Source organism: Paenibacillus sp. FSL H8-0537 (assembly GCF_038051995.1).
Classification (GTDB): domain Bacteria; phylum Bacillota; class Bacilli; order Paenibacillales; family Paenibacillaceae; genus Pristimantibacillus.
Window position 1 is genome coordinate 1,739,769 of the sequence record NZ_CP150290.1, and the last position, 24,177, is coordinate 1,763,945.

Annotated in this window: 25 protein-coding genes; 19 read left to right on the top strand and 6 right to left on the bottom strand. The window is 49.3% G+C overall.

Annotated features, from left to right (window positions below; all coding sequences use genetic code 11):
• Window positions 1-5: 5 nt before the first annotated feature.
• The 11 genes from MHB80_RS07230 (at window position 6) to MHB80_RS07280 (ending at window position 10,724) form a co-directional block, all read left to right on the top strand.
• On the top strand, window positions 6-944 hold the full coding sequence (locus tag MHB80_RS07230) for a metal ABC transporter permease (protein WP_341281529.1): 939 nt from the start codon (window positions 6-8) through the stop codon (window positions 942-944).
• On the top strand, window positions 941-1,813 hold the full coding sequence (locus tag MHB80_RS07235; RefSeq protein ID WP_341281530.1) for a metal ABC transporter permease: 873 nt from the start codon (window positions 941-943) through the stop codon (window positions 1,811-1,813). Before MHB80_RS07230 ends, MHB80_RS07235 begins: the two co-directional genes overlap by 4 nt.
• A 188-nt stretch (window positions 1,814-2,001) precedes the next feature.
• Window positions 2,002-2,754 carry a Cof-type HAD-IIB family hydrolase gene (locus tag MHB80_RS07240; protein ID WP_341281531.1) on the top strand — a complete coding sequence of 251 codons (753 nt, stop codon included), beginning with the start codon at window positions 2,002-2,004 and terminating at the stop codon, window positions 2,752-2,754.
• Between the two features lie 7 nt (window positions 2,755-2,761).
• Entirely contained in the window at window positions 2,762-3,244 is a 483-nt protein-coding gene (locus MHB80_RS07245; RefSeq protein ID WP_341281532.1) for a DUF456 family protein, read from the top strand.
• 323 nt (window positions 3,245-3,567) lie between these two features.
• Window positions 3,568-4,290: a ThuA domain-containing protein gene (locus MHB80_RS07250; protein WP_341281533.1), complete on the top strand. Its 723-nt coding sequence runs from the start codon at window positions 3,568-3,570 to the stop codon at window positions 4,288-4,290.
• Between the two features lie 30 nt (window positions 4,291-4,320).
• Window positions 4,321-5,982 carry a polysaccharide biosynthesis protein gene (locus MHB80_RS07255; protein WP_341281534.1) on the top strand — a complete coding sequence of 554 codons (1,662 nt, stop codon included), beginning with the start codon at window positions 4,321-4,323 and terminating at the stop codon, window positions 5,980-5,982.
• Between the two features lie 138 nt (window positions 5,983-6,120).
• Complete coding sequence (locus tag MHB80_RS07260; RefSeq protein WP_341281535.1) at window positions 6,121-7,719, top strand: copper amine oxidase N-terminal domain-containing protein; 1,599 nt, start codon at window positions 6,121-6,123, stop codon at window positions 7,717-7,719.
• 17 nt (window positions 7,720-7,736) lie between these two features.
• A complete protein-coding gene (locus tag MHB80_RS07265) occupies window positions 7,737-8,087 on the top strand; it encodes a thioredoxin family protein (RefSeq protein WP_341281536.1) in 351 nt (116 codons plus the stop codon).
• 167 nt (window positions 8,088-8,254) lie between these two features.
• The gene (locus MHB80_RS07270; RefSeq protein ID WP_341281537.1) at window positions 8,255-9,181 is read left to right on the top strand and encodes a COX15/CtaA family protein; all 927 of its coding nucleotides are present in this window, start codon (window positions 8,255-8,257) and stop codon (window positions 9,179-9,181) included.
• Between the two features lie 25 nt (window positions 9,182-9,206).
• Window positions 9,207-9,914 (top strand): Cthe_2314 family HEPN domain-containing protein, encoded by a 708-nt coding sequence (locus MHB80_RS07275; RefSeq protein ID WP_341281538.1) that lies wholly within the window; start codon window positions 9,207-9,209, stop codon window positions 9,912-9,914.
• Between the two features lie 36 nt (window positions 9,915-9,950).
• A complete protein-coding gene (locus MHB80_RS07280; protein ID WP_341282889.1) occupies window positions 9,951-10,724 on the top strand; it encodes an SDR family oxidoreductase in 774 nt (257 codons plus the stop codon).
• 111 nt (window positions 10,725-10,835) lie between these two features.
• On the opposite strand, the gene MHB80_RS07285 is transcribed toward MHB80_RS07280, so the two are convergent.
• Window positions 10,836-11,081, bottom strand: a complete 246-nt coding sequence (locus MHB80_RS07285; protein ID WP_338555000.1) for a NifU family protein — start codon at window positions 11,079-11,081, stop codon at window positions 10,836-10,838.
• Window positions 11,082-11,166: 85 nt separating this feature from the next.
• Here MHB80_RS07285 and MHB80_RS07290 point away from each other — a divergent pair, with 85 nt between their 5' ends.
• Window positions 11,167-11,439, top strand: a complete 273-nt coding sequence (locus tag MHB80_RS07290; protein ID WP_056039283.1) for a YuzB family protein — start codon at window positions 11,167-11,169, stop codon at window positions 11,437-11,439.
• Here MHB80_RS07290 and MHB80_RS07295 read toward each other — a convergent pair.
• Both MHB80_RS07295 and mqnE read right to left on the bottom strand, forming a co-directional pair.
• Window positions 11,436-12,503: an FAD-dependent oxidoreductase gene (locus tag MHB80_RS07295; RefSeq protein WP_341281539.1), complete on the bottom strand. Its 1,068-nt coding sequence runs from the start codon at window positions 12,501-12,503 to the stop codon at window positions 11,436-11,438. The genes MHB80_RS07290 and MHB80_RS07295 overlap by 4 nt on opposite strands.
• A 125-nt stretch (window positions 12,504-12,628) precedes the next feature.
• Window positions 12,629-13,732: an aminofutalosine synthase MqnE gene (mqnE, locus tag MHB80_RS07300; protein WP_341281540.1), complete on the bottom strand. Its 1,104-nt coding sequence runs from the start codon at window positions 13,730-13,732 to the stop codon at window positions 12,629-12,631.
• A gap of 341 nt (window positions 13,733-14,073) precedes the next feature.
• Between mqnE and MHB80_RS07305 the strand changes: the two genes are divergently transcribed.
• The 4 genes from MHB80_RS07305 (at window position 14,074) to MHB80_RS07320 (ending at window position 16,606) form a co-directional block, all read left to right on the top strand.
• Window positions 14,074-14,436, top strand: a complete 363-nt coding sequence (locus MHB80_RS07305; protein ID WP_341282890.1) for an iron-sulfur cluster assembly accessory protein — start codon at window positions 14,074-14,076, stop codon at window positions 14,434-14,436.
• A gap of 98 nt (window positions 14,437-14,534) precedes the next feature.
• Entirely contained in the window at window positions 14,535-14,996 is a 462-nt protein-coding gene (locus MHB80_RS07310) for a hypothetical protein (protein WP_341281541.1), read from the top strand.
• A gap of 342 nt (window positions 14,997-15,338) precedes the next feature.
• Window positions 15,339-15,611 carry a hypothetical protein gene (locus MHB80_RS07315; RefSeq protein ID WP_341281542.1) on the top strand — a complete coding sequence of 91 codons (273 nt, stop codon included), beginning with the start codon at window positions 15,339-15,341 and terminating at the stop codon, window positions 15,609-15,611.
• Between the two features lie 515 nt (window positions 15,612-16,126).
• Window positions 16,127-16,606 (top strand): hypothetical protein, encoded by a 480-nt coding sequence (locus tag MHB80_RS07320; RefSeq protein ID WP_341281543.1) that lies wholly within the window; start codon window positions 16,127-16,129, stop codon window positions 16,604-16,606.
• Window positions 16,607-16,731: 125 nt separating this feature from the next.
• Here the strand turns inward: MHB80_RS07320 and MHB80_RS07325 are convergent, their stop codons facing one another.
• Window positions 16,732-17,799 carry a PQQ-binding-like beta-propeller repeat protein gene (locus tag MHB80_RS07325; protein WP_341281544.1) on the bottom strand — a complete coding sequence of 356 codons (1,068 nt, stop codon included), beginning with the start codon at window positions 17,797-17,799 and terminating at the stop codon, window positions 16,732-16,734.
• Window positions 17,800-17,846: 47 nt separating this feature from the next.
• On the bottom strand, window positions 17,847-18,698 hold the full coding sequence (locus tag MHB80_RS07330; RefSeq protein ID WP_341281545.1) for a helix-turn-helix transcriptional regulator: 852 nt from the start codon (window positions 18,696-18,698) through the stop codon (window positions 17,847-17,849).
• Window positions 18,699-18,847: 149 nt separating this feature from the next.
• Here MHB80_RS07330 and fabF point away from each other — a divergent pair, with 149 nt between their 5' ends.
• Entirely contained in the window at window positions 18,848-20,092 is a 1,245-nt protein-coding gene (fabF, locus tag MHB80_RS07335) for a beta-ketoacyl-ACP synthase II (RefSeq protein WP_341282891.1), read from the top strand.
• A 184-nt stretch (window positions 20,093-20,276) separates the two neighbouring features.
• Window positions 20,277-21,749: a gluconokinase gene (locus MHB80_RS07340; protein WP_341281546.1), complete on the top strand. Its 1,473-nt coding sequence runs from the start codon at window positions 20,277-20,279 to the stop codon at window positions 21,747-21,749.
• Window positions 21,750-21,883: 134 nt separating this feature from the next.
• Here MHB80_RS07340 and MHB80_RS07345 read toward each other — a convergent pair whose 3' ends face one another.
• Window positions 21,884-23,077: a copper amine oxidase N-terminal domain-containing protein gene (locus tag MHB80_RS07345; RefSeq protein ID WP_341281547.1), complete on the bottom strand. Its 1,194-nt coding sequence runs from the start codon at window positions 23,075-23,077 to the stop codon at window positions 21,884-21,886.
• A gap of 219 nt (window positions 23,078-23,296) precedes the next feature.
• Here MHB80_RS07345 and MHB80_RS07350 point away from each other — a divergent pair, with 219 nt between their 5' ends.
• The gene (locus tag MHB80_RS07350) at window positions 23,297-24,100 is read left to right on the top strand and encodes an alpha/beta hydrolase (RefSeq protein WP_341281548.1); all 804 of its coding nucleotides are present in this window, start codon (window positions 23,297-23,299) and stop codon (window positions 24,098-24,100) included.
• The last annotated feature ends 77 nt before the right edge of the window (window positions 24,101-24,177 follow it).

Below are 24,177 nucleotides of genomic sequence, written 5' to 3' on the forward strand. Positions count from 1 at the left end.
CTGAGATGGAAACGTTGTGGAGACTGCTTCAAGATCCGAACATGCAATGGATTTTTCTAAGCTGCACGCTGCTTGGCTTAAGCAGTGGCGTCATCGGCAGCTTCTCCTATTTGCGCAAGCAAAGCTTGATGGGCGATACGCTGGCTCATGCGGCGCTGCCTGGGATTTGTATTGCTTTTATGCTGACGGGCACAAAATCGCTGCTGTTTTTCCTACTTGGAGCAGGGGCAGCTGGCCTTGTCGCTACGTTCGGCATCGGCTGGATTACGCGAAATTCGCGGATTAAGCATGATGCGGCAATGGGGATTGTGTTATCCAGCTTTTTCGGCTTCGGCATCGTATTATTAACGATTATCCAGCATGGCGAATATGGCAATCAATCGGGACTGGATAAGTTTTTATTCGGTCAGGCGGCCGCAATGGTTGGCTCTGATGTACTTACGATGTCGATTGTGAGTTTATCGCTCATCGCGATCTGTACGTTATTTTTCAAGCAATTCAAGCTTGTATCCTTCGATCCCGGCTTTGCGCGCGGACTTGGCTATCCGGTTGCTCTAATTGAGCAATTGCTTATGTTTTTGATGGTAGTAGCTGTAGTCGTGGGCATTCAAGCGGTCGGTGTTGTGCTCGTGGCCGCGCTGATTATTACGCCGGCGGTGTCGGCTCGTTATTGGACGGATAAGCTTGGCTTTATGGTTGTCATCTCTGGCTTGTTCGGCGCTTTGAGCGGCGGAATCGGCACGATTATTAGCTCGCTTGGCTCGAATTTGCCAACGGGTCCGCTGACTGTGCTTGCGGCAACGGCATTATTTTTAATTTCGATATTGTTTGGTCCTCGTAGAGGTCTGCTCGCAAAACGGCTGCTGCGGCTCAAAGTGGCACGGAGCTTCCATGAGGAGCAGGGTCATAAGGAACGGCAGCTGAAGGGGGAAGCGACGCTATGAGCGATTTTTGGATATTGCTGACAGGCTCGCTTGTCGCCAGCTGCTGCGGCATACTGGGAGCTTTTCTAGTTTTGCGAAAAATGGCGATGATCGGCGATGCGATCAGCCACTCGGTTATGCCGGGTATCGTTATTGCTTTTCTGATCAGCGGTTCGCGTGATTCACTCGTTATGATGCTAGCTGCTATGGCTTGCGGTTTGCTTGCTGTATTCCTTATCCAGCTGTTTCAGCAAAGCGGCATTCAATCGGATGCGTCCATTGGCGTTGTATTTACTGCGATGTTTGCTACTGGGGTGCTGCTGGTGAGCCTGTATGCCCGCCAGGTGCATCTCGATCAGGATGCGATTTTATATGGAGAAATTGCCTATGTGCACTGGAATACGTGGACGCTGAACGGCGTCAGTATGGGACCGATAGCGGTATGGCTGCTTGGCATTACGTTAACGGTCATTTTAGTCGTCATTGGGCTGTTCTATAAGCAGTTCAAGCTATGTGCCTTTGATCCAGCGCTTGCGGCTGCCTGTGGCATTCCAGTTGCCTTGTTCCATTATTTATTGATGGGGCTCGTGTCGATGGCGACGGTCAGCTCCTTCGAGAGCGTAGGGGCGATCCTCGTCGTCGGGCTGCTGGTTATTCCTGCTGCGACCGCCTATTTATTAACGGAGCGGCTGAGCGTCATGATCGCTTTGAGCGCAGGTGTGGGCATTGCCAGCACATTCATTGGTTATGGCGTGGCGACTGTGCTAGATGCCTCGATTGCAGGCTGTATCGTTAGTGCTGCTGGTGTGCTGTTCATCTTGGCCCTGCTGTTCTCGCCTAGCCATGGCGTCATCTGGAAAAAATGGCGTATGCGCCGTTTAGCTCAATAATACGCGATATGCGAACTTTTCTTGTGCTGCGTTTCATCGCGCAGCAGTCATGAAGGCCAACCGGAAATTTGCGGTTGGGCTTTATTTTTTTGAAGTGGAGCAGGATCGTTTGGCTTACGCCCAAAATATGATAAAATGGCTGTATTGCATCAAGATATGATGTTATGCAGCAAATGCAGGAGGTAACGATGGCAGATTATAAATTAGTAGCACTCGATATGGATGGGACGCTGCTGAATGAACTGAGTGAAATTAGCGATGAAAATGCGTTGTGGATTAGAAAGGCGCTTGATGCCGGTGTAACGGTCAGCTTTTCGACGGGACGCGGCTTCCGCAGTGCCTTGCCGTTTGCCGAGCAATTGCAGCTTGAAACGCCGATGATTACGGTAAATGGTGGCGAGATCTGGAAGAAGCCTCATGTGCTGCACCGCAGAGCGCTGCTTGATCCGGTATATGTAGAACGGCTTCATAAAATTGCGCAAAAGCACGCAGGCACCTGGTTTTGGGCATACAGCACGAAGGACATCTACAATTTGGAAAAATGGATTGCGCCAGCGGATGATTATGAAGCCCATCATTGGCTGAAGTTCGGTTACTACACCGAAGATGATGTCGTACTTAAGAAGATTTATGAGGAAGTCAGCGAGTGGGATGCGCTTGAAATTACGAATTCCTCGACGAGCAACTGGGAGATGAATCCAAAAGGCGTTACCAAAGCATCCGCGCTGAGCGAGCTTTGTGAAGTCATGGGTATTGACATGTCGCAGGTCGTTGCAGTTGGAGACAGCTTGAACGACATAGCCGCTATTCGCGATGCAGGACTTGGCGTTGCTATGGGCAATGCCCAAGATGCTGTGAAGGAAGCGGCGGACGTTATTACACTGTCGAATAATGAGCATGGCGTTGCCGAAATTATTAAGAAATATGTTCTGAAGGGATGAAAACGGCTTGGACATCTTAGGCTGGTCTCTCGTTATCATTTTATTTATTGTCGGCATGGCGGGTACGGTGTATCCGATATTGCCGGGGGCGCTTGCCATTTACGCCGCGTTTTTTGCTTATGGCCTGTGCATTACCTTTGAGCCGTTCGGCTGGGTCTTTTGGACACTGCAAACGCTCATCGTCGTTGTCTTGTTCGTAGCGGATTATGCGGTCAGCGCCTGGGGCGTCACGCGATTTGGCGGCTCCAAGGCCTCTATAATCGGCAGTACCATCGGTCTTATATTGGGACCATTCGTTATTCCAGCTTTCGGTCTCATTATCGGCCCATTCGTGGGCGCGGTCATCGGCGAGTTTTTCGTCGTTCAGGAGTGGAAGCATGCTGCGAAGGTAGGTATCGGCTCGCTTGTCGGGCTGCTGACTAGTGTGGTGGTGAAGGTTGTTTTGCAGTCCATCATGATTGTGCTCTTTATTGTTTGGCTGGTTGTTTAAAAGCTGATTGATGAAAATAGTGCTGCGCTGCGTAAAAGGTTTGGTTTTCGATCGCTGTTGCCCCAGAAATTTTTGAATATATCCGCTCAGCGGTATAATTTCTGGGGCAAAGGCGAACGCTCCGCTTCTCAAATCCAAACCTTTTACTCCGCTCCGCCTTTTTCATCAACAACCTTCACACAAAGCAGTTCAGACAATCCTTCGCTTTTTGTAGGAAAAACCTTAAAAGCTTAAAAGCATAAAAGCATAAAAGCATAAAAGCAGACAACATGACCTACAACGTTTTGAAATCGTTTTATTATTTTTGGGGGAGCTGAGAATCGATGATTAAAGTGACGGTCTGGAATGAGTTTTTGCATGAGAAGGTGCACGAAGAGGTGCTGCGCGTTTATCCGGATGGCATACATAACGCTCTGGCAGCAGGCATCGCCACCGATTCATTTGAAATCGCTACAGCTACGCTTGATCAGCCAGAGCACGGGCTGACCGAAGAACGCCTGAACAATACAGATGTCCTGATCTGGTGGGGACATATGGGTCATGATCAAGTCGAGGATGCGATAGTCGAACGTGTGCATGGGCGCGTCATGCAAGGCATGGGACTCATTGTATTGCATTCCGGTCATTTTTCGAAAATTTTCAAAAAACTAATGGGCACCGGCTGCGATTTGAAATGGCGCGAAGCAGGCGAGAAGGAACGTATCTGGACCGTGAATCCGGCCCATCCAATTGCTGCAGGCTTGCCGGAGTACATTACTATTGAGCATGAGGAAATGTACGGCGAGCATTTCGATATTCCCGCACCGGATGAGCTCATCTTCTTAAGCTGGTTCGAGGGCGGTGAAGTGTTCCGCAGCGGCTGCACCTTCTACCGCGGCCAAGGGAAGATTTTTTACTTCCGACCAGGTCATGAAACATATCCAACCTATTACAATGAACAAGTGCTGCAAGTAATTAAAAATGCGGTTCATTGGGCAAAGCCTACGGGTGCTGGAGTACCCGTCCGCGGCAATCACCAGCCGCTTGAGCCACTCGTTAAACCATAATCTTGCATTCGAAAGAGAGACATACCCGCTATGAAGAAGGATTCACTTATTAAAGGAACATTGATTTTAGCCATGGCCGCACTGGTCGCCCGCATGCTTGGTATTTTCCAACGGGTGCCGCTGGAGCATATGCTGAGCAAAGAAGGCTTGGCAAGTTTTACCGTCTCTAATAATCTATATTTAACCTTACTTATTGTAGCAACAGGGGGCATCCCGAGTGCCATTAGCAAAATGGTGTCCGAGCGTTATGCGCTTGGCCGCCAGCAGGAAGCGCAGCGCATTTATAAGGCGGCGCTTTTGTTCGGTCTGGTAACAGGACTAATCTTGTCTACTTTGTTGTATGTTTTTGCACCACAGCTGGCAGCATCTCAAGATTTGCCTGACGCAGTATTCGCCATTCGGGCGATAGCGCCGACGCTGCTCTTGTTTCCTCTAATCGCCATGATGCGCGGTTATTTTCAAGGGCGCCAGCTGATGATGGCGGGCGGGCTCTCGCAAATTATGGAGCAAATTATGCGCGTTATTGTCGGTGTCGGCTTGGCGATTCTTGTACTCGCCTGGGGCTGGGGTGACCAGATGGGAGCAGCGGCAGCGTCCTTCGGCAACTTTTTCGGAGCGATAGGCGCTATTGCGGTGATGGTGTGGTACGCAGTCAAGCTGCGCCGGACGGACAAGCTCGAACTGGACAAAATGCCAGCAGGCAGCGAGGCTGCTCAAACGGTTGCTTTACAAAAAGCCGAGGCCTCACGTATTCCGTATCGCGCTATTTACCGGGAAATATTTTCGATTTCCATCCCGATTGTCGTTACAGCAATAACGGTTCAACTCATGTATATGGTTGATAATTACTTGCTCATGAAATTGCGGGCGGGCGTTTACAGCTATAATCAGGCAGTCGAGGTATTGGCTGATTTTGGAGGGAAGGCGCAATCCATTGCTGGTATTCCACCGATTTTGGCGATCGCGCTAAGTACTTCAATTATTCCGGTAATATCTTCTGCTTTTTCCGTGCGGAATATGTCAGAGGTTAATCGCCAAACGTCGCTCGTTATGCGTATTGTACTGTTTACAGGCATTCCAGCGGCACTGACGCTTGCTGTTCTAGCCTATTCGGTTACAGGATTGCTATTTACAGGGCCGCAAGGCAGCGGCATTGTGGCGGCTTTGACAGCAGGTACGATTTTTCAAGCGACGATGATGATCAGCAATTCGGTATTATTCGGGCTGGGCAGACCGCGGTTAGCGATGTACAACACATTAATTGGTATTGGGCTCAAGCTGCTGGGCAGCTTCGTATTAGCTCCGATATTCGGTATGTATGGGCTTATTGCCGCATCCACGCTTTGTTTTATTTTTATTACTTGGTTTAATTTGCAATCCATTCGCAGCTATGTGCAATTCAACGTGCTGGGTCGCCGCTGGGTGCCTTATTTTGCAGCGGTACTCATTTCGATGGCAGCAGGCTGGGGAGTGGACAAAGGCCTCAGATGGCTGTTAGAAGGCTTTGCATTGCCGGATAGGCTGGCCTATCTGATTTCTCTCATTGCTGCTGGCGTCGTTATTGGCGGTTTGTATTTGGGTCTGCTCATCTTGCTGCGCGTCGTGACAGCGGAGGATGTCAAAACATTCCCTGGACCGCTTCGCAAGCTGTTTGCCAAGCTGTTCAGGCTGACTGGCCGTGCTGCGGTGTAAGCTTCATTAAAAATAAGGAATGGATATGATTTTTGCATCCTTTCTCTTGTTTCCATACATTTACACCGGTCTTAGGCTCATGTACAATAAAGAGGATTTTATTCATTTTTAATTTGTTGGCGAGAGGGGTTACGTACATTGAAAAAGCTGGGGAGCATAAAAAAAGGGGTCGCCTTGCTGCTGGCCTTGGTGCTTGTGTTTGTTGCGGGCTGTCAGGCTATTAGCGGTGTCGATCTGAATAAGGCGATTACGAACTCGCTTAAGGTTACTTCTTATGAGGGCGAGCAAACGTTGTCGCTGCAATTAAATTTAAGTGAAGAAGACCTTGAAAATATGGACGAAGATGAACTCGCGATTATGAAATTGATCAACAGTGCAAAGCTTGAGCTGACAAATATCAAGGTACAGGATGACACACATGTATCTTACAGCGGCAAGCTTCTGCTGGCTGACACGATTTCCATTGGCTTTTCACTCAAAATGTCCGATACAACGGCGGTCGTAGAAATTGAAGGGGCGAAGCAGCCCTTTACTCTGGACATGAGCGAAGCGGGCTTGCCTTCCTTAATGGGTATTTCTGGCGCGATTGGACAGTCCGTAACGGATGGTCCGGCAGACGCCTCGCTCGTTGAGCTGGGCAAAGAAATTATCGATGCCATAAGCGGCTATTTTATTAATAATTTGCCTAATCCCGATCAAATTTCAGTAAATGCGGTGCAGGAATCGATTAATGGTCAATCGGTATCCTTGATGAAAGTTCATACGGAGCTGAATGGTCCCGCAATTTGGACATGGATTAAAAAATATGTTGATGTTCTCGTAAGCGACCGTACTGGTCTGGACAATATGGTTAAAGGCTTCGTAGAAGTGCTTTCCAGCCATCCTGAAGTATGGGAAGCGATTGGTGAAGTAAATCCTTTTGACCAGCCGGTTGTGCTTGATGGCCCTACACAAGAGGATACGATTAAAGAAATGGCAGACAGCCTTGCAGAAGAGCTTGCGTATTTGCAGGAGGAACTGCAGGCGATAGAGGAAGAGGAGGACGGTCTTCTCCTCGATTCTGTATTCAACAAGGCTACAACACTGAAGACAGATGTTTATGTGGACAGCAAGCTTGACATACGCAAGCAAGTAGTCGAGGCAAGCATTACGCTTGGCGATACCGAGCCTGAGACGCAAATGAGCATCGTCATTCGCTCCGAGAGCCAGAAATGGAATGTGAACGAAGCGGTGAAGGCGGAAGCTCCAGTCGTTAGCGAGAATGCCATTGAGCTGGATGATATGTACGGCCTTAACGGCTACGAAACACTGCAATGGTTTGACAAAAGCTCCTATGCTTATGATCTGTTAAAAAATACGTTCCATGTGGGCGTTCAGACGGTAGAGCTTTATACACAGGATTATGGCAATCCGCCAATTATAACTCCTACGAATATTACGCTTGTGCCTTTGCGTGATGTGGCGGAGCAGCTTGGCGCTACGATTTCCTATAATAAGAAAACGAAGCAGCTGACGCTATTCGATAAGGCGACTGATACAACCATTATGGTGAAAAGCGGCAGCGATACCGCCATCGTAAACGGCAAGTCGGTGAAATGGTCTTATCCGACAACTACTGTAAGCGGAACGGTTTATGTTTCAGCCCGCAATCTTGCGAAGTCGCTTGGCGCATCTTTGAAATGGGAATCTTATTACGACTCAGAGAAATATTTAGTCATTGAACGTGAAGTTGGATAAGAAGGAGGAATGAACAAATGCTTAAATTAGCGACAGATGCTTCCTTCCGGGAAGCTGTGCAGGCCGATGAACTGACGGTTATCGTATTCAAAACAACGTGGTGCAAGGATTGTCATTACATTGAGCCATTTATGCCGGAGCTTGAGCAGCAGTATTCGGGCAAAGCGGTTTTTTACGAAATTGACCGCGATGATTTGCCAGATTTGTCATCCGAGCTGAATATTCTCGGCATTCCAAGCTTCCTTGCTTTTCGCAAAGGCCAGGAAGTTGTGCGGTTCGTTAATAAGCTTCGGAAGTCGCGTGAGGAGATCGAACAGTTTGTGGATCGCGCCTTGCAAGTATCCGATGCTTTGGCGGAAAACCAATAAGCACAATTTGCAAAGTCCGTGCGGCGCCGTCGCACGGATTTTTTTATGGTCACAGAAGCATCATAATTAGAGCCTTGATGGACAAGTGTCACATTTTCAACATGGCTTTTGGCATATTTTATGGCTATAATGAGTGGTAATTCAAACGAAAAAAGGTGATTGTACGAATGGTTTCAAGCCGTTTTCGCAAATTTTCAGTTGCAACATCTCTAGGCATGCTAATCATACTGCTGAACGGTGCATTGGTCACGAACATGGATGCTGGCAGAGGCTGTGGAGATGACTGGCCATTATGCCATGGAAAATTTATACCAGCCTATACATTAGAATCGCTTATCGAATACACGCATAGGCTTACAACGGGTATTGAAGGACTTTTGGTCGTAGGGATGTTTATTGCGTCGATTATGTTGTTTAGACGAGACAAAATCGTCTATAAGCAGCCGCTTGTATTCGCAAGCAGCTCCTTATTTTTCACAGTTGTACAAGCACTGATGGGCGCTGCTGCTGTAAAATGGCCGCAATCTCCATGGGTGATGGCGATTCATTTTGGCATATCGCTTATGGCATTTGCTTCTACCCTATTGCTCGTTTTATGGGCATATCGCAATCGGGATGGGCGAGCGGTCGAATTTTCAGTGCCAAGATCTGTTTTTCCACGTCTTTTAGGACTGGCGGTATATATTTACGTTGTCATATATTTAGGCGCTTATATTCGGCATACCGATTCCGGCGGCGGCTGTCTGGACTGGCCGTTATGCAACGGGAAAGTCATTCCTGACTTTGAAGGAGCCGAGACGATTGTATTCATTCACCGCATAGGTGCCGTTATATTGTCTCTTGCGATTGCTGGCGTATACCTGCATATTCGCAGGAAAAGTGGCGCAAATGGGGGGCTGGCTCCCATGGCTAAGCTCGCGCTCATTCTCGTGCTGACGCAAGTATTAAGTGGAGCTCTGCTCACATTGACGATTACAAATTCAAATTGGTTTGTTTTTACAAATTTATTGCATAATCTCATTGTTAGTGCACTATTCGGCGTTATAATGGATATGTTGGTGCGTTCTTGGAGGCTGCGGGAAGGCGCTAGATAGCCTAGAGGGGACGGAGGCACACAAGATGTTGCGATTTCTGTTTGACGAGCCAGAACGGGCATTAGAGGGACGACACGGTGAAACGGTGTGTTTAATGGAGCAGTTTATATCGCAGCTTCATAGCAAGGTGGAGGCGGGCAAGGATGTAGATCATAAGCTTCGTACGTATGAGATCTGGACACGCGGTTTAATTTCTTCCTTGAATGAGCTGGAGCAAAGCCATTATGCAACGCTTCGCTTCAAGCAGAAAATCAAATCCAGCTCGGTCAGCCAAATGCAATCCGATGAGTATCTTATGTACCAGCGTTATGTTTATTTTGACAAAAATGCGTTCATTCGCGTTTTCGCTTTGCTTGATAAAATAGGCATTTTGCTAAATGATCTGCTTGCCATGAAGACAGAGCGGATAAAGCCGCATTTTTCCTATTTTACGGTGCTGCGGAATATGCGCGAGCGCGGTGTTCATCGACCGCTGACAGGCGGCCTTGATGAGGTCAAAGGCTTAACGCGGGAGCCGATGGCACGCCTGCGGAAACGGCGCAATGCAGAAATTCATTATATGAATTCCGAAATGCTTGATGATCTTGTGCAAAGCCATAAAGGCTATGGACTGGAAGTAAAGCTAGAAAACATCATGGCGCAGTCACAAGACCTGGCGGCTGGAGTAGCAATGGTGACCGATACTTTATACCTTACGTTCCAGTACGCTTGCGGTTATATACGAAAAAGATAATTGATTCGTAATCGCAGGGAGGAAGCACTGTTGGAGTTGAACGGGAAAACGGCGCTTGTTACAGGGAGCGCCAAAGGTCTTGGCAAAAGAACGGCAATCGAGCTTGCGAAGCAGGGCTGTCATATCGTCATTAATTATTTCAAGAGCGAGCAGGAAGCCCAGCAAACGAAAAAAGAAATCGAACAACTCGGAGTAAGCGCTATCATTGTGCAGGCTGATCTTTCAACGATGGAGGGCGCGACGAAGCTGGCTGATGAAGCGGCAAGCTGGAGGGGCGGCATCGACATTTTGGTCAACAATGCGGGACCGTTTGTTAGAGAGCGGCGGCTGTTTGCCGAATATGAGTTTGCCGACATATCGGACATGCTTAACAGCAATTTGCTCAGCGTCATGCTGCTGGACCACAAGCTGCTTTCAGGCATGCGCAGCCGTGGCTGGGGCAGAATTATTCATTTTGGGTTTGGCCACGCGGGAGAAGCGCGGGCTTGGCCCCACCGAGCTGTATATGCGGCTGCCAAAACCGGTCTCGTTTCCTTTACGAAATCGCTTGCCGTTGAAGAAGCTGCTTATGGCATTACTGTCAATATGATTGGCCCTGGCGACATTCGCGGGGCGAACAAGGAACGGACGATTGCCGAGGTAGAAGGCCAGGAGGATGCGGAATCACCGCTTGGTCGGCCCGGTACAGGTGAAGATGTTGCACGGGTAATCACCTTTCTATGTGAACGGCGGTCGGATTTTTTAACGGGGAATATTATTAATGTCACGGGCGGATTTGATCCGATTCGTCCTAATATTAAAGGTTTGTGAACCGAGCATATGCAAGTGCCTGCCCGCAGCTGAATAGAACATGCAAACAGCGAAAGCCCGGTAGTCCTCTGAGGACACCGGGCTTTCGCTATAGCTTGCTTTAGCGTACGCTTAGAATACTTGAACGACTTCGACTACGCCTTCAACCTCTTCAAGCAGTGCGCGCTCAATACCAGCTTTAAGCGTGATTGTGGAGCTCGGGCAGCTGCCGCATGCTCCCATCAGGCGAAGCTTAATGATACCGCCCTCAACGTCTACGAGCTCGACGTCTCCTCCGTCGCGCTGCAGGAACGGACGCAATTTATCCAGTACGTCCAATACTTCATCGTACATTGTGCTTTGTGCTTGTTCACTCATTGCAATCATCTCCTTTCTGTCTTATTATAGTACAAAGTCGTGCAATTGAAAATGGATACCTACAGCAAGGTAAGGTGTAAAGCTTATGTTTAAGACAATGATTGAATATTGTACAAGCAATGCCCACCATGGAACCGTGGACATTATGCAGAAATTCGAGCAAGAGGATCTCTACGAAATTACAGAATATGGCTGTCTAGGCAACTGCGGCGAATGCTACTTAAAGCCGTTTGCCCTCGTCGAGGGGGAAATTGTCGCCGCCGATACCATTGATGAATTATATGGCAAAATTCATGAAGCTATTATTCGCCAAGAGACCGATCGTGACGCGCTTGACAAGCTGCTGGACGATCTTTAACCGAAGTGGCGCTTGGACCGCCATAAAATGCCGCTTTTTACGAGGCGTGGTACACGGCCCATAAGCGGTGTGCCGCCCATAATGCCAAAGCCGCTCTTTTTGCCGAGCGAACCGAGAACGCCCTTGAGCTTGATTTTGCCAAGCCGGGGCGTTTTGTCATGCCAAATGGCCTGCATGACTTCAGCGATTTGCTTGCCTTGCGCGCCAGCCGCCTGTCCGCTTGGGGAGAAGGGCAGTGAAGCACAATCTCCGACGATGAACACGCCGCTGTGGGAAGGGAGCTGATGGTGCTCATCAATAATTAGCCTACCTTGATTATCCTTCGGCAAGTCCAGACGCTGTACGATTGGCACCGGCTGAATGCCTGCCGTCCATACCGTTACATCGCTCAGCAGCGACTTGCTGGAATTGTGATCGTGCAGGACGCCCTGTTCAAGCTTGCAAAGGGAAACATTGCCGAGCATTTCAACTTGGTGGCCTTTAAACCATTCTGCGACAAACAATTGCAGCTTGCCTGGGAAAGCAGACATGACGCCTGCACCGCGGTCAATAATGCGAATGTTTAAATCCGGACGGCTTTCACGCAGCTCGGCAGCTACTTCAACGCCGCTGAGACCGCCGCCTACGATTGAGACCTGTCCATAAGGCTTGACGTCATTAAGCTGTTGATACGTTTTACGTGCGGCAGAAAACGTTTGAATGCTCGTAGAGAACGCCTCTGCCCCTTCAATGCCATGGTACTTATCCGTACAGCCAAGACCGATAACGAGCCAGTCGTAGGAGATCGGGTCTTGCTGCTCCAGATAGACCAGCTTATTATCGAGATCAAGATTGTCAACCTCGCCATAAACCGTGCTCACGCGCGAGTCCGTCGGGAACTTGACGCGCAGCTCCAGATCGGACACGGTTCCGGCAGCGAGAGCATAATATTCTGTCTTCAGGCCTTGGAACGGCATGCGGTCAATTAGAACGATGGATACATCAAGTGGAATATGCTTCTCAATCAGTTCTTCAACAATCGCCAGGCCGCCATAGCCGCCACCTAAAATTACTAATTTTCTCATTTACGCCTCAACCCCGCATTATTATTAATCTGATCAGTCATGGATGCTGCAAGGGTGTGCATGTAAACCGGAAGCAGATCCTGCGCTATGCATACACGCCTTAATATATGTGATTGGTCAGATGATTACTCATAGATCTTAACTTCGTTGTAGAAGGTGTCACGTTCAACTGGAACGCGTCCTGCACCTTTAATAAGCCAAATCAAATCCTCACGGGTAATGCCTTCTGGCGTAAGGGCGCCTGCGGCGTGGCTAATGCGTTCCTTCACAATTGTTCCGTGAGCATCGGAAGCTCCCATCGTCAGGGCGACTTGCGTCAGCTGTGTGCCAATATTAATAAAATATGCTTTAATATGCTGGAAGTTATCGAGCATGAGACGGCTGATCGCGATCGTTTTCAAATCCTCGAAAGCGGAGTTGCGGCGTCTAATGCCCGCTTTAGGATTTATCGGCTGCATCGACAAAGGAATGAAGACCAAGAAGCCATTTGTTTCATCCTGCAGCTCACGAATTTGAAGCATATGTCTTACGCGATCCTCTTTGCTCTCAATGGAGCCGTACAGCATCGTTGTATGTGTTTTTAGGCCAAGGTTATGCGCCGTGCGGTGAACATCAAGATATTGCGACACATCGGCTTTCGTTACGCGCATTTTTTTACGGTATTGATCCGACAAAATTTCGGCGCCGCCGCCGGTCAATGATTTCAGCCCTGCATTCATCAGTTCTTGGAGCACTTCTTTGTACGTCAAACCACTAATCCGCGAGAAAAAATCAATTTCTGCTGCTGTATAAGCCTTCAGCGTGACATCTGGATATTGCTTATGCAAAGCTTTCAGGGAATCGACATAATATTGAAAAGGCACATGCTGGTTGTGGCCGCCAACAATATGGAATTCGCGTACGCCCGGATGAATATGCTGTTCGACGTATTCGATCATTTGCTCCCCAGTCAGCGTGTAGGAGCCAGGCTCGCCTTCATCTTTCCGGAAGTTGCAAAATGCGCAGTGTGCTTCACATACGTTCGTGAAATAAAGGCTCATATTTTCGATAAAATAAACCTTATTGCCATTTTTGCGCAAGTTCGCTTCGTTCGCGAGTTGGCCAATCGTCAGCAAATCATCTGACTCATACAGAAATACGCCATCCTCGAGCGTCAGCCGTTGCCCGTTTCGAACCTTCTCAATAATTTCCTGCATACGCTTCTGTTCTGTAGGTACCGCGATAAACATATCGGCATCCTCCTTCAATTTTTCCGAGTGGTGTTGCTATTAAAAAGATGGCCGGCGAATGCAATCGTCAGCTCAATCGGGTCAACCTCAGATAAGGACATCACTGTCGGTACTGATTGGGCTAATTGTGAAAAAAGTAACTTGCTGATCCGATTTGGTTTAAAATATAAGACCTTGAGATGACATTATTATAAACCTCTATGGTTGCAGCGGCAACTATTAAGTCATAGCTTTGCCATAAACGGAAGCGGGCAAAGCACTCTTGAGCTGTTTCATAAAGAGGAGTATACTATATGTATAAGCATGCATTAGAATCGTATTTTGCAGGGAGGTAATGAATGATGATTACAATCAGTGAATCGGCAACTGATAAAATAAAAGAAATGCTGGAAGCGGAGGGAACTCCGGAAATGTTCCTGCGCATCGGTGTGAAGGAAGGCGGCTGCAGCGGCTTTTCCTACAGTATGGGTTTTGATGATGAGCAGTCCGTGAATGATCAGGAAATGGATATGACGGGTCTGAGAGTCGTCGTTGATCAAAGTAGCCTGCGCTATCTGAACGGCCTGGAGATCGATTGGAAGGAATCCGCTATGGGCGGAGGGTTTACGATCGAGAATCCGAATGCGAGCGCTACATGCGGCTGTGGAAGCAGCTTCCGCACAGCGACGGACGCGGGCAAGCCTGCTGAAGCTGGCGAGTGCTAAGCCATTTTTGAACAGCTTGATTAAAGCTTCATTAATAATGAAGTAAACCATCTAATAGAGCCATAAACAGGGAGCAGCTAATCGGCTGCTCTTTTTTTATGAAAAATTCACTCTTACATTTAACGGTAGGCTGCGGGCCTGCCTTTGCCGAGAAATTTCGCGAGCTGCTTTGCGTATTTGCGCAGGAAGCGATTATTTTGAAGCAGCTGAGGCTACCCGCAAATTGTAGCTTACACGGATTATATAGAAGCAAATGGCACGGCGATTCCTTATGGAAATCCTGGGAAGCAGCTTATTTTTACTTCAAGCGGCTATTCGCCGTTGGAGTTTTATTCGAAACGTCGCGGCAGGAGCCCGTATCTGATATTTATAGTCTAGCGGCTACACTCTATTCTATTTTTGCGGGGAATGCGCCGCTTGATGTACGGCAGCGTCTGTTTGAAGATAATTTCGCCGCGGTAAGATCGTATAACCATCGCCGCATTAGCGCGCCTTTCGAGAAGCTCATCCAATGGGGACTTGCGATGTCGCCAGAGGAAAGATGCGGTTCTCTCCGCTAGTTCGCCATGGCGAACTAGCGGAGAGCTTATTTACAGCTAGAAAGAAGCAGGATATGCAGCTCTAGCTGGAAAAAAAGCATCGTTACTTCTATTATAAATAGCAAGTTCTTCCACCACAGTTGTGACATTTTTGTACAGATCAGCGCGAGTCATTTTCCAAATAAAGATAATAAAGTATGATTGTCTATGCTAATATCCTATTCAATGGATTAATGGACAGGTCTACCTCTCCGATCTATTGTAAAGGATTTTTTTATTCACAAAAGTAGTCTTGATAGAAAATGAGGAAGATTCAGAGAACATTATTTATCGTTCTGGTTAAGTAAACAGGAGTTTGAATATTTGTACAACTTGTATCAAAATATTGATGTTTCAATTGATAAGTTAATTCGTGGTATCTATGATCTTGGTATCAGCCATGTGTATACTGAAATTGAAGGCTATGGTGAAAGTAGTCTAAATTCATTGGAGAGACTTGTGAATTTGATGCTGATTAATCGTTTACCATTACCAAGCATTGAACCATTTTTAAAATATTCTATAAAAGAAAACAGAGGATGGGGTAATAAATTCGATAGCAGACATTTATCTAAAAATATACTTAATAGTAATTAAGGTTCAATCTGAAAATACTCCCGATTACAAATGAAGTAGTGCTGATGCTGGTAAGCCTTGAACCGGTTATATCGCTTTTCAATGGTTGCATTCTTAAAACTTGAAAAATTTGGCGGACACAGCAGCAGCTATTTCAACAGAATCAAGGGTTTTGGCGCAGGCTTCGGACTCAGGAGCCGCTATTACGCTGCCAAAAGCCATTTTGAAGGGATATTGAGGGCAATAACGGATTTCCTGTCCGCGCGCTGTCTGATATCACATCAAAAGCCAGAATAGCGGTACCTCAGTCCTCCAAAAAAGCAGGAAGCCTCCCTCCCGAACTGCGTGTTCTTAGCTCTAGCCCCAGCTACCGCACCTTCGATCTCAGCAACAAATGCTAGCCGCTGCGGTCCCTTTAGCCATGAATCGTCAGAGGAGATTGGCCTCGAATTAGCGCTAAGCAACCAGCAGCAGACCGTCTACGGTTTGTTGCATACACATCCTAGAACAATAAAATCGAAATCAAAGGAGCATTTATGAAAACAGTAACGGAGTTCTACAATGAACAAATTGCTGAAATAGCTTGGTTTAGCAAGTGTGGGGAAAAGACCCTCCATTATGATTTTTCTTTTGTGAATAACTGGAGAGAGGCAGAGAAGAGCCTCAATGCCAGATGGGATAACTTCAAATTAGAAATTAGAAACGGTCTAACCGTATCTCTGCATAAGAAATATCTTGAAGCCTATAGACAGTGGAATCCCATAACGAATGAAGCAAAAATGCTTTTGAAAAATGGAGTCTTGAATGATATCTCATTGTTCGTAAAAAATAATCATCTAAACGAATCGGTATTTGAAAATGTGAAGTGGGACCTGCTGACGGCTATGATGGAACATGCCTATAGCCCTTATATCGAATCTGGATTTTATACGGAACTGTTAAAAGTATATCAATCTGGACATAGCCCATGCGGCTGGAAAGGAAAATGGCCAGAAGGCCAGTTATTCGTATATTAGGGCGTGTCTGAAAACCCGTTCAGTGGCACTTTCACCGCCTTTTCACCCCTGCCTCGTTCCGTTCGCTTGACGTACCCCCGGTACGCCTTCACAAGCGCGCCTTGCATGGAACGAAAATAAGCATGCTATATATTGATGACAATGAGCTCTTTCGATTTAAAATTCGTAACGATGCAGCGTTCGTCCTCATAAATGGCAACCCCGCTCCAGAGATCATACGGGTACAGGCTCCAATCTCCCTCTCCAAACGAGGTGACGTAGCAGATAAGCTCGCCGGTGAGCATGTCGAAGCGTCCTAGGTTAAAGGTTCGATCAGCCGTTTGCCATACAGCTAGGAATTCGGCTTCGCTGCGAATATGGCAAGCCTGCATGCGGGTCAGTTGTCTGGACCAAAGCTTTTTCTTCGGAGCAAGCTCCACCAGCTGGAGCTTATGATCCGTATTTCCGTCATAGAACAACGCTTGTCCTGCTAAAAAAGCTTGCTGTGGCCGCGAACCGGCCTTTTTTTTCATTTTCCATTCGGGCTCATTGCTGGCCAAATTGAAGGCGATGATCTCGCCAGCATAGCTGCTGGAAACCATCAGCTGCCCATGAAAATGTGGAGTCGCAGCGATCGCCCAGCCGCCCGCATATTTAAACTCATGAGCGATGTCCCATTTGTTTGGGACAATCTCAATAATTTTAGAGCTTCCGGTAGCTGCGAAGTATCTGCCTTGATGCTTTTGAATAGCAGAGTCCAGCCACTTAACCCGATGCTTTCGTTTAGACAGCGTTTTGCCAGTCAACGGGTCAATCGTTTGGATCTCCGTACCGCGGCAGCAGAAAAGCGTCCCATCAATCAAAGACAGGTTATTGCTGCTAAGATCTTTAAAAGCTTTGGACCAACGAACAGCACCGGTTTCCCGATCAAGCGAGCTCCAACTGTAGCGGGAAGCGATAATGATGCTATTTTCAAACAGAAGCGGGATTGCATTGATTTCATCACATAATGCCGCATGATTCGGCAGCGTATAACGCCAGACGATTTCACCAGTCAGCCTATTTACCGCGGCAAGCTCGCCGGCAAGCACTTGTGGTGTTTGCGGCTTGTTTTTGTTCAATGCGACATAAACGATGTCTCCCTCTACCGTAAAATAAGACGGCTCACAAAAGGCATCTTTATCTCCAACTAGCGAAATCTGAAGTACATTCATGCTCCGCGATCAGTCCTTTCCTGTCCCCATGGAATAGAAGGGGGATATTATGAAGTACCCAATAATCGCCGCAGCTTCTCCTCTGTTCCGGATTCCTCCACTGGGGTATAGACGGTGCAACGCAGGTCTACGGTGCCGAGTACTTGAAAGGAGGTCAGGGCGAACAGCATTTTGCTTGTTTTGGAGTGGCGAAATTCGATCGTGACCTCCGGTGAGCGGCTAACCTGGCTGCGCTGCCATAGCGTTTCGAATTCAGGATGGAGCCGCGACATTTCCCCGATAAAATGATCATACCAATCATCGCCCACATATTGGCCGTAATAGGTGCGGAAGATTGCAAGGTAGCCTTCCACGAACGTTTCCCAATTGACAGCCAGACTGCGCAGCTCCTTGCGTGTAAATAGGAGTCGAATCAGGTTCCGTTCGGCATAGGGAATGGCTTTGAAATCGACGAATACATGCGCAGCGGCCTCGTTCCAGCCAACGATATGACAATGCCGGTCGGAAATAATGGTCGGGCAATAGCGCAGCTCCGTTAAGATCCGCTGCAAGGAAGGGCTAAGCTTAAGCTCCGCCTCTTCCAGCTTCAAGCCGCCCCCACCCGTCCCCGCATGATGGCCAAACGCCAGTCCAAAAATATAGTCGCGTTCATCCGCTGTCAGCAGCAGCGCACCTGCAATCGACTCCAGCACTTGGGAGGACACATGAATGTCCCGTCCCTGCTCCAGCCACGTATACCAGGTTGCGCTGACGTTCGCCAGCTGCGCCACCTCCTCCCTGCGGAGTCCTGGCGTACGCCGCCGAATGCCGGCCGGCAAGCCTACCGCCTGCGGCTTAATTCCAGCACGCTTCGCCTTCAGAAAAGACGCGAGCGCTTCTAGCCGAATACGATCGGACAAAACTCTCAAACCCTTTCCATTACGCTGTTATTTATTATTGTAGTATAGCTAATACTAGGATAAACGACAACTTGTAATAGGATAATTCGTTTGCCATAATACAATCAATCGAGATAAGCAGTTTAATCCTGGAAAGCGGGGAACAAATGATGAACAGAGTTGTTGTAACGGGACTTGGTGTCGTATCGCCATTAGGAATTGGGGTAGAGACGTTTTGGGAAGGAATGCTTGCGGGCAAATCAGGAATTGGCCCTATAGATACATTTGATGCAGCGAACCATAAGACGCATTTCGCCGGTCTGGTGCGGGATTTTAATCCGGAGGAGCGGTTTGGGAAAAAAGAAGCCCGCAAATTGGACCGCTTCACCCAGTTCGGCCTCGCGGCAGCGGAAGAGGCGCTTGCCGATTCGGGCTTGCAGCTGGAGCAGCTGGACCGTGAGCGGCTGGCGGTATATGTCGGCTCTGGCATTGGCGGCCTGCAAACGCTGCAGGATAACGAAGGGCAGCTGCGTCAGCGTGGGCCAGGCCGGGTGAGCCCGCTGCTTGTGCCCATGATGATTGCCAATATGGCAGCTGCGCAAATCAGCATCAGGCTCGGCTCGCTCGGCCCGACGCTTGCGCCCGTTACGGCCTGCTCGGTGGGCAATACCGCCATTGGCGAAGCATTCCGCCTCATTCGCGGCGGCTGGGCGGACGTCGTGTTTGCCGGAGGCTCAGAGGCAGCCGTAACGGATATTGCGCTCGCAGGCTTTGGCAATGCGACCGCGATTTCCACCCGCAACGAGGAGCCGCAGCGGGCAAGCCGACCTTTTGACAGCGGCCGGGATGGCTTCGTCATGTCAGAGGGAGCGGGCATTATGGTGCTGGAATCGCTTGAGCATGCGCAAAGCAGAGGAGCGCGCATTTATGCGGAGGTCGTAGGCTATGGAGCGACCTCGGATGCGTATCATATCGTAGCGACGCCGCCTGACGGAGATGGCGCATACCGGGCAATGAAGCTTGCGCTGCAAGAAGCGGGACTAGCCCCTGCAGATGTGGATGTGATCAGCGCACATGCTACAAGTACTGAGGTTGGTGATCGCTCGGAGGCTTCGGCGATTCGCCGCTTGTTTGCAGCAGATGGCAAGCAGCCGCCAGCCGTCACGGCGACAAAGTCGATGCTGGGCCATATGCTCGGCGCATCGGGAGGGGCACAGGCGATTGCCCTCGCCAAAGGCTTGCAGGAAGGCGTCATTACGCCGACGATCAACTACGAGCAGCCGGACCCGGCTTGCGGAGATTTGGACATCGTAGCGAATAAAGCTCGCCGCGCGAATATAAAGGTGGGCCTCACGAACTCCTTCGGCTTTGGCGGGCATAATGCGGTCATTGCGATGCGAAAATTTGAGGGGTAACCCTAAACAACAAAGCTTCGCAAGCGAGCAGAGCGCAGACTGCTGAAATGGCAGGATAACTACCGGGGATAATGTGAAAAAATAGCCCATCCCGCTCATTCGTCCCGCAAATCAGTTATAATAAAACGATAGCAATGCGGAATATACGGCCCTTCGGAGCTGGAGACGAAAAGGACGATGAGAGATGGGAAGAGAGCTGGTAATCGGGCTTGATCTGGGGACAACCAGCGTTAAAGCTTGTATTTTTGATACACATGGCCATTTGGTCGCAGATGTTGAGAAAATGAACACCTTTCACTATCCGCAGCAGGGCTGGGTGGAGCAGAGCGCAGTGGAAATCGAGCGCTCGGCGGTGCTCGCTATCAGAGAAGCGATTGAGAAGGCGAAGGTGCAGGAAGGCGAGCTGCTGGCGCTTGGGTTTTCGGCGGCGATGCATGCGATTTTGACGCTGGACGCTGACGGGAAGCCGACTTCTCCGGCGATTATTTGGGCGGATGGAAGAAGCGCAGGCCAAGCAGAAGCGATGCTGGCAGCAAATGGGGAGCAGGTGTATAAGGCAACGGGAACGCCGATTCACCCGATGACGCCGCTCATGAAGCTGCTGTGGATGAAAGAAAATAACTACGAGCCTTATGAGCAGGCGAGCTATTTCATGTCGATTAAGGAATATTTGCTTTACAGCTGGTTTGGCCAGCGCAAAATCGATTATGCAATGGCCTCGGCAACCGGCTTGTTCAATCCGGCGAAGCTGGACTGGGAAGCAGAGCTGCTGGCGCTTACTGGCATTACAGCAGAGCAGCTGTCCGAAATCGTGCCGCCAACGGAAATTCTCTCTGGGCTGAATGTGGATATTGCTGCGCAAATGGGCGTCTCAGCGGACCTGCCCTTCGCGATTGGCTCTGCGGATGGGCAGCTGTCTAACCTCGGCATTGGAGCGATTCTTCCCGGCGAGGTTGCCGTATCTGTTGGGACGAGCGGGGCGATCCGCCAGCTTACGCATCAGGCGAAGGTGAGCGATAGCCGCGAGACATTCTGCTACTCTTTTACGAAGGACACGTATATCGTGGGCGGTCCAACGAACAATGGCGGCATTGCGCTGCAATGGCTGAAGGAGACGCTGAATTATGAGGGCGGATACGAAGCTTTTCTGGCTGAGGCTGAAAAAATTGCTCCCGGCGCGGACAGCCTGCTCTTCTTGCCGTATTTGAACGGCGAACGGGCACCGCTGTGGAACCAGCGGGCGAAGGGCAATTTCTACGGCTTAACGATGACCCATGAGCGGGCACACTTAATTCGCGCGGTGCTGGAGGGCGTAACGTTCAACCTGTATCAGATCGGCAAGGCGCTGGAGAAGCTCGCGGGCGCGCCGCAGAAAATGTATGTGAATGGCGGCCTGTCCCGCTCGCCGCTCTGGCTGCAAATGATGGCGGATATTTTCGATGCGGAAATATACGTCTCGGAAAACCATCACAGCGCCGCATGGGGCGCCGCTTGGACCGCTCTGGTAGCGGCGGGTCATGCGGCCTCCTTTGAGGAAATTAAGCAGCATATTCCGATGGACAAGCCCGTTGTTCCGAACCCGGAGACGAGCAAGCGCTACAAAGAAATTTATGCCCATTATGAAAAGCTGGCGAAAACGATGGCAGCCTTTTTCTAAAGGGCTGACTATGCTAGCCTGGTAGCAGTTGAAAAAAAGCAAGCCCCGGCATTGTGAGTGATCACCGCCAGGGCTTGCTTTTTTATTCAAATAGCAGGAAAAAATTAGCGGCTGCTAAGTGTTGGCAACGCTGTTTATGTTTTATTCAGCGAATAGCTGTAGGTGTAGCTTTTGCCATCGAGAGCGCTGCGATAAGAGAAGCTTAGTACGCCTTTGGACGTTTCGCCAGTGAAAGCGAGCTCATCGCCATGGTAAGGAATGTCGTTTGTTTCGGCATACTCTTGCTCGGCAGCGGACAGGAACTGCTTATACAAAAGCGTAGCGGTGCCCGTCTTCAAATCGACTAAAGTGAGCAGTCCTGTCTTGTTAGGACGAATAATGAGGTAGCCTTGGCCCATGCCAAGCACGGCATACGATTCATCTTTGCCACCCAGCTTGGGAAGGTCATATTCCTCCAGCGTAGCTCCGCTGCTGTCCAGCAGCGTTAATGTTTTGCCATCGGTCAGCAGCGGATTATTGTTCATCGCCACAATGTTAGGCTCATAGCGCTGATAATACTGAGCCGCAGCCTGCTTGACGAGCTTGCTATCTTTAATATAGGCGGCGTGGGAGCGGTATTGAATGCCGGGCTCCCCGTAGTTTATGAGAAGGGATACCATGAGGCCGTTTGTTCCGATCGCTTTGGTCGACAATCCCCAATAGCCGGTAAGCTCCGGATCTATTTGAAGCTTGCCCGCAAGCTTGGGAATATCAGATTTGCCCAGCGCCGTATAAAGACTGCCGGTAGCCGGATCGATCCATGCTGCGCCTGTCTGCATGCTGCCGCCCGTTTGATAAATGATTTTTTGGTTAATCCCTACTGTGTTGTCGGCCTGCTTCCAAGTCACGCTTGCTCCAATGGATTCGGAGAAAAAGCGCAGCGGAACGTATACACGGCCCTTAATCACTTGAAGAGGAGTGTTCAGCTTGATCTTCTTTCCGTTGTTGATCGCCTCCGTGGAGCCGATCTTTAACGTAACGAGATGTCCCGGATAGCTCATGGTTACGGTTTTGGCTGCTGCGTTCCATGCGACCATCGCTCCGAGCAGCTCGCCAACCTCGCGAAGCGGCATATATACCGAGTTTTGCGATATAAAAGGGGCCGATTCAGTCAAATGCGAATTGCCGTTAATCTTAAGCGTTATTTTCTTGGCGGCTGGTGCTGCTGCCGCTGTTATGTAATTGCTGCTGTTCACTGGAAGCGCTGCTGATGCAAGAGGCGCCACTATTAGCGAAGCTGCAAGACTGATTGCTGGAATGATTGTAAAAGCGGCGCGAAAACGTTTCATCCGTATTCCTCCTGTTAAGGCTGCTGCTATTGCCATGCCTTCTAAGCTTATTCTAAAATTAAAGACGCAGCTACACTACAAATAGTTACAATTTTGGCTGAATAAATTTCAATGTCGAGGGTGATGAAGGAATTAACGCCCTCCAAGTGGAATTCATGTATAATTGCTTTGAAGCAATGGCTACCAATAGCATAAAAAGTTATTTCGGAGGTATCGCATATGACGGAAGTGGCTTTATGGCCAGATTCAGCTTATGAAAATGTGGAAGGTGAGCGCCCGTATTTAGTGCCTCATCTCATCAAGTCAGACAAGCCTCTAGCGGCAGTTATCGTGCTCCCAGGCGGCGGTTACCGCTATCGCGCCGACCATGAGGGCGAGCCGATTGCCAAGTGGTTGAATGATTTGGGCTTGCATGCATTTGTTCTTCATTACCGTGTAGCTCCGCATAAGCATCCTATTCCGCTTGGTGACGCGAAGCGCGCCATGCGGATTGTCAGAAACCGGGCAGCTGAATTCGGCATTGATCCCGCGCGTATTGGCATACTCGGCTTTTCGGCTGGCGGTCATTTGGCTTCCACAGCCGGCACGCATTTTGATGCCGGAGACAGCAGCAGCCCTGATCCGATCGAACGCGCAAGCAGCCGTCCGGATGCGATGGTTCTGTGTTATCCGGTTATTTCGTTTGGAGAGTTCCGTCACGATGGTTCACTGGTCCATTTGCTTGGTGAGGATGCGCCTGAGGAGCTTCGCAGGGAGCTGTCGAGCGAGCTGCAGGTAACGGAGCAGACACCGCCGACCTTCCTCTGGCATTGCGCAGATGACGGGGCCGTTCCGGTCCAGAACAGCTTAATGTTTGCAGCAGCGCTGGCGAGCAAGGGCGTGCCGTACGAAATGCACATTTATGAGAGCGGCGGACATGGCATTGGTCTTGCTTATGACCATCCTGAAGCGCATACCTGGAGCTTATGCTGCGGCAATTGGCTGAAAAAACGCGGCTTTACGGAAGAAGCAGACATACAATAACACTAGCTTAAATGGCGAACAGCAGGAGAGCAGCAGCAGGGCGTAGGAGCGAATAAACCGTTCATTCTAATGTCTGG

Coding starts and splice junctions, on each gene's coding strand:
- MHB80_RS07230 (WP_341281529.1), top strand. CDS start 6: ATGGAAACGTTGTGGAGACTGCTTCAAGATCCGAACATGCAATGGATT.
- MHB80_RS07235 (WP_341281530.1), top strand. CDS start 941: ATGAGCGATTTTTGGATATTGCTGACAGGCTCGCTTGTCGCCAGCTGC.
- MHB80_RS07240 (WP_341281531.1), top strand. CDS start 2,002: ATGGCAGATTATAAATTAGTAGCACTCGATATGGATGGGACGCTGCTG.
- MHB80_RS07250 (WP_341281533.1), top strand. CDS start 3,568: ATGATTAAAGTGACGGTCTGGAATGAGTTTTTGCATGAGAAGGTGCAC.
- MHB80_RS07255 (WP_341281534.1), top strand. CDS start 4,321: ATGAAGAAGGATTCACTTATTAAAGGAACATTGATTTTAGCCATGGCC.
- MHB80_RS07265 (WP_341281536.1), top strand. CDS start 7,737: ATGCTTAAATTAGCGACAGATGCTTCCTTCCGGGAAGCTGTGCAGGCC.
- MHB80_RS07270 (WP_341281537.1), top strand. CDS start 8,255: ATGGTTTCAAGCCGTTTTCGCAAATTTTCAGTTGCAACATCTCTAGGC.
- MHB80_RS07275 (WP_341281538.1), top strand. CDS start 9,207: ATGTTGCGATTTCTGTTTGACGAGCCAGAACGGGCATTAGAGGGACGA.
- MHB80_RS07285 (WP_338555000.1), bottom strand. CDS start 11,081: ATGAGTGAACAAGCACAAAGCACAATGTACGATGAAGTATTGGACGTA.
- MHB80_RS07290 (WP_056039283.1), top strand. CDS start 11,167: ATGTTTAAGACAATGATTGAATATTGTACAAGCAATGCCCACCATGGA.
- MHB80_RS07295 (WP_341281539.1), bottom strand. CDS start 12,503: ATGAGAAAATTAGTAATTTTAGGTGGCGGCTATGGCGGCCTGGCGATT.
- mqnE (WP_341281540.1), bottom strand. CDS start 13,732: ATGTTTATCGCGGTACCTACAGAACAGAAGCGTATGCAGGAAATTATT.
- MHB80_RS07305 (WP_341282890.1), top strand. CDS start 14,074: ATGATTACAATCAGTGAATCGGCAACTGATAAAATAAAAGAAATGCTG.
- MHB80_RS07310 (WP_341281541.1), top strand. CDS start 14,535: ATGAAAAATTCACTCTTACATTTAACGGTAGGCTGCGGGCCTGCCTTT.
- MHB80_RS07320 (WP_341281543.1), top strand. CDS start 16,127: ATGAAAACAGTAACGGAGTTCTACAATGAACAAATTGCTGAAATAGCT.
- MHB80_RS07325 (WP_341281544.1), bottom strand. CDS start 17,799: ATGAATGTACTTCAGATTTCGCTAGTTGGAGATAAAGATGCCTTTTGT.
- fabF (WP_341282891.1), top strand. CDS start 18,848: ATGAACAGAGTTGTTGTAACGGGACTTGGTGTCGTATCGCCATTAGGA.
- MHB80_RS07340 (WP_341281546.1), top strand. CDS start 20,277: ATGGGAAGAGAGCTGGTAATCGGGCTTGATCTGGGGACAACCAGCGTT.
- MHB80_RS07345 (WP_341281547.1), bottom strand. CDS start 23,077: ATGAAACGTTTTCGCGCCGCTTTTACAATCATTCCAGCAATCAGTCTT.
- MHB80_RS07350 (WP_341281548.1), top strand. CDS start 23,297: ATGACGGAAGTGGCTTTATGGCCAGATTCAGCTTATGAAAATGTGGAA.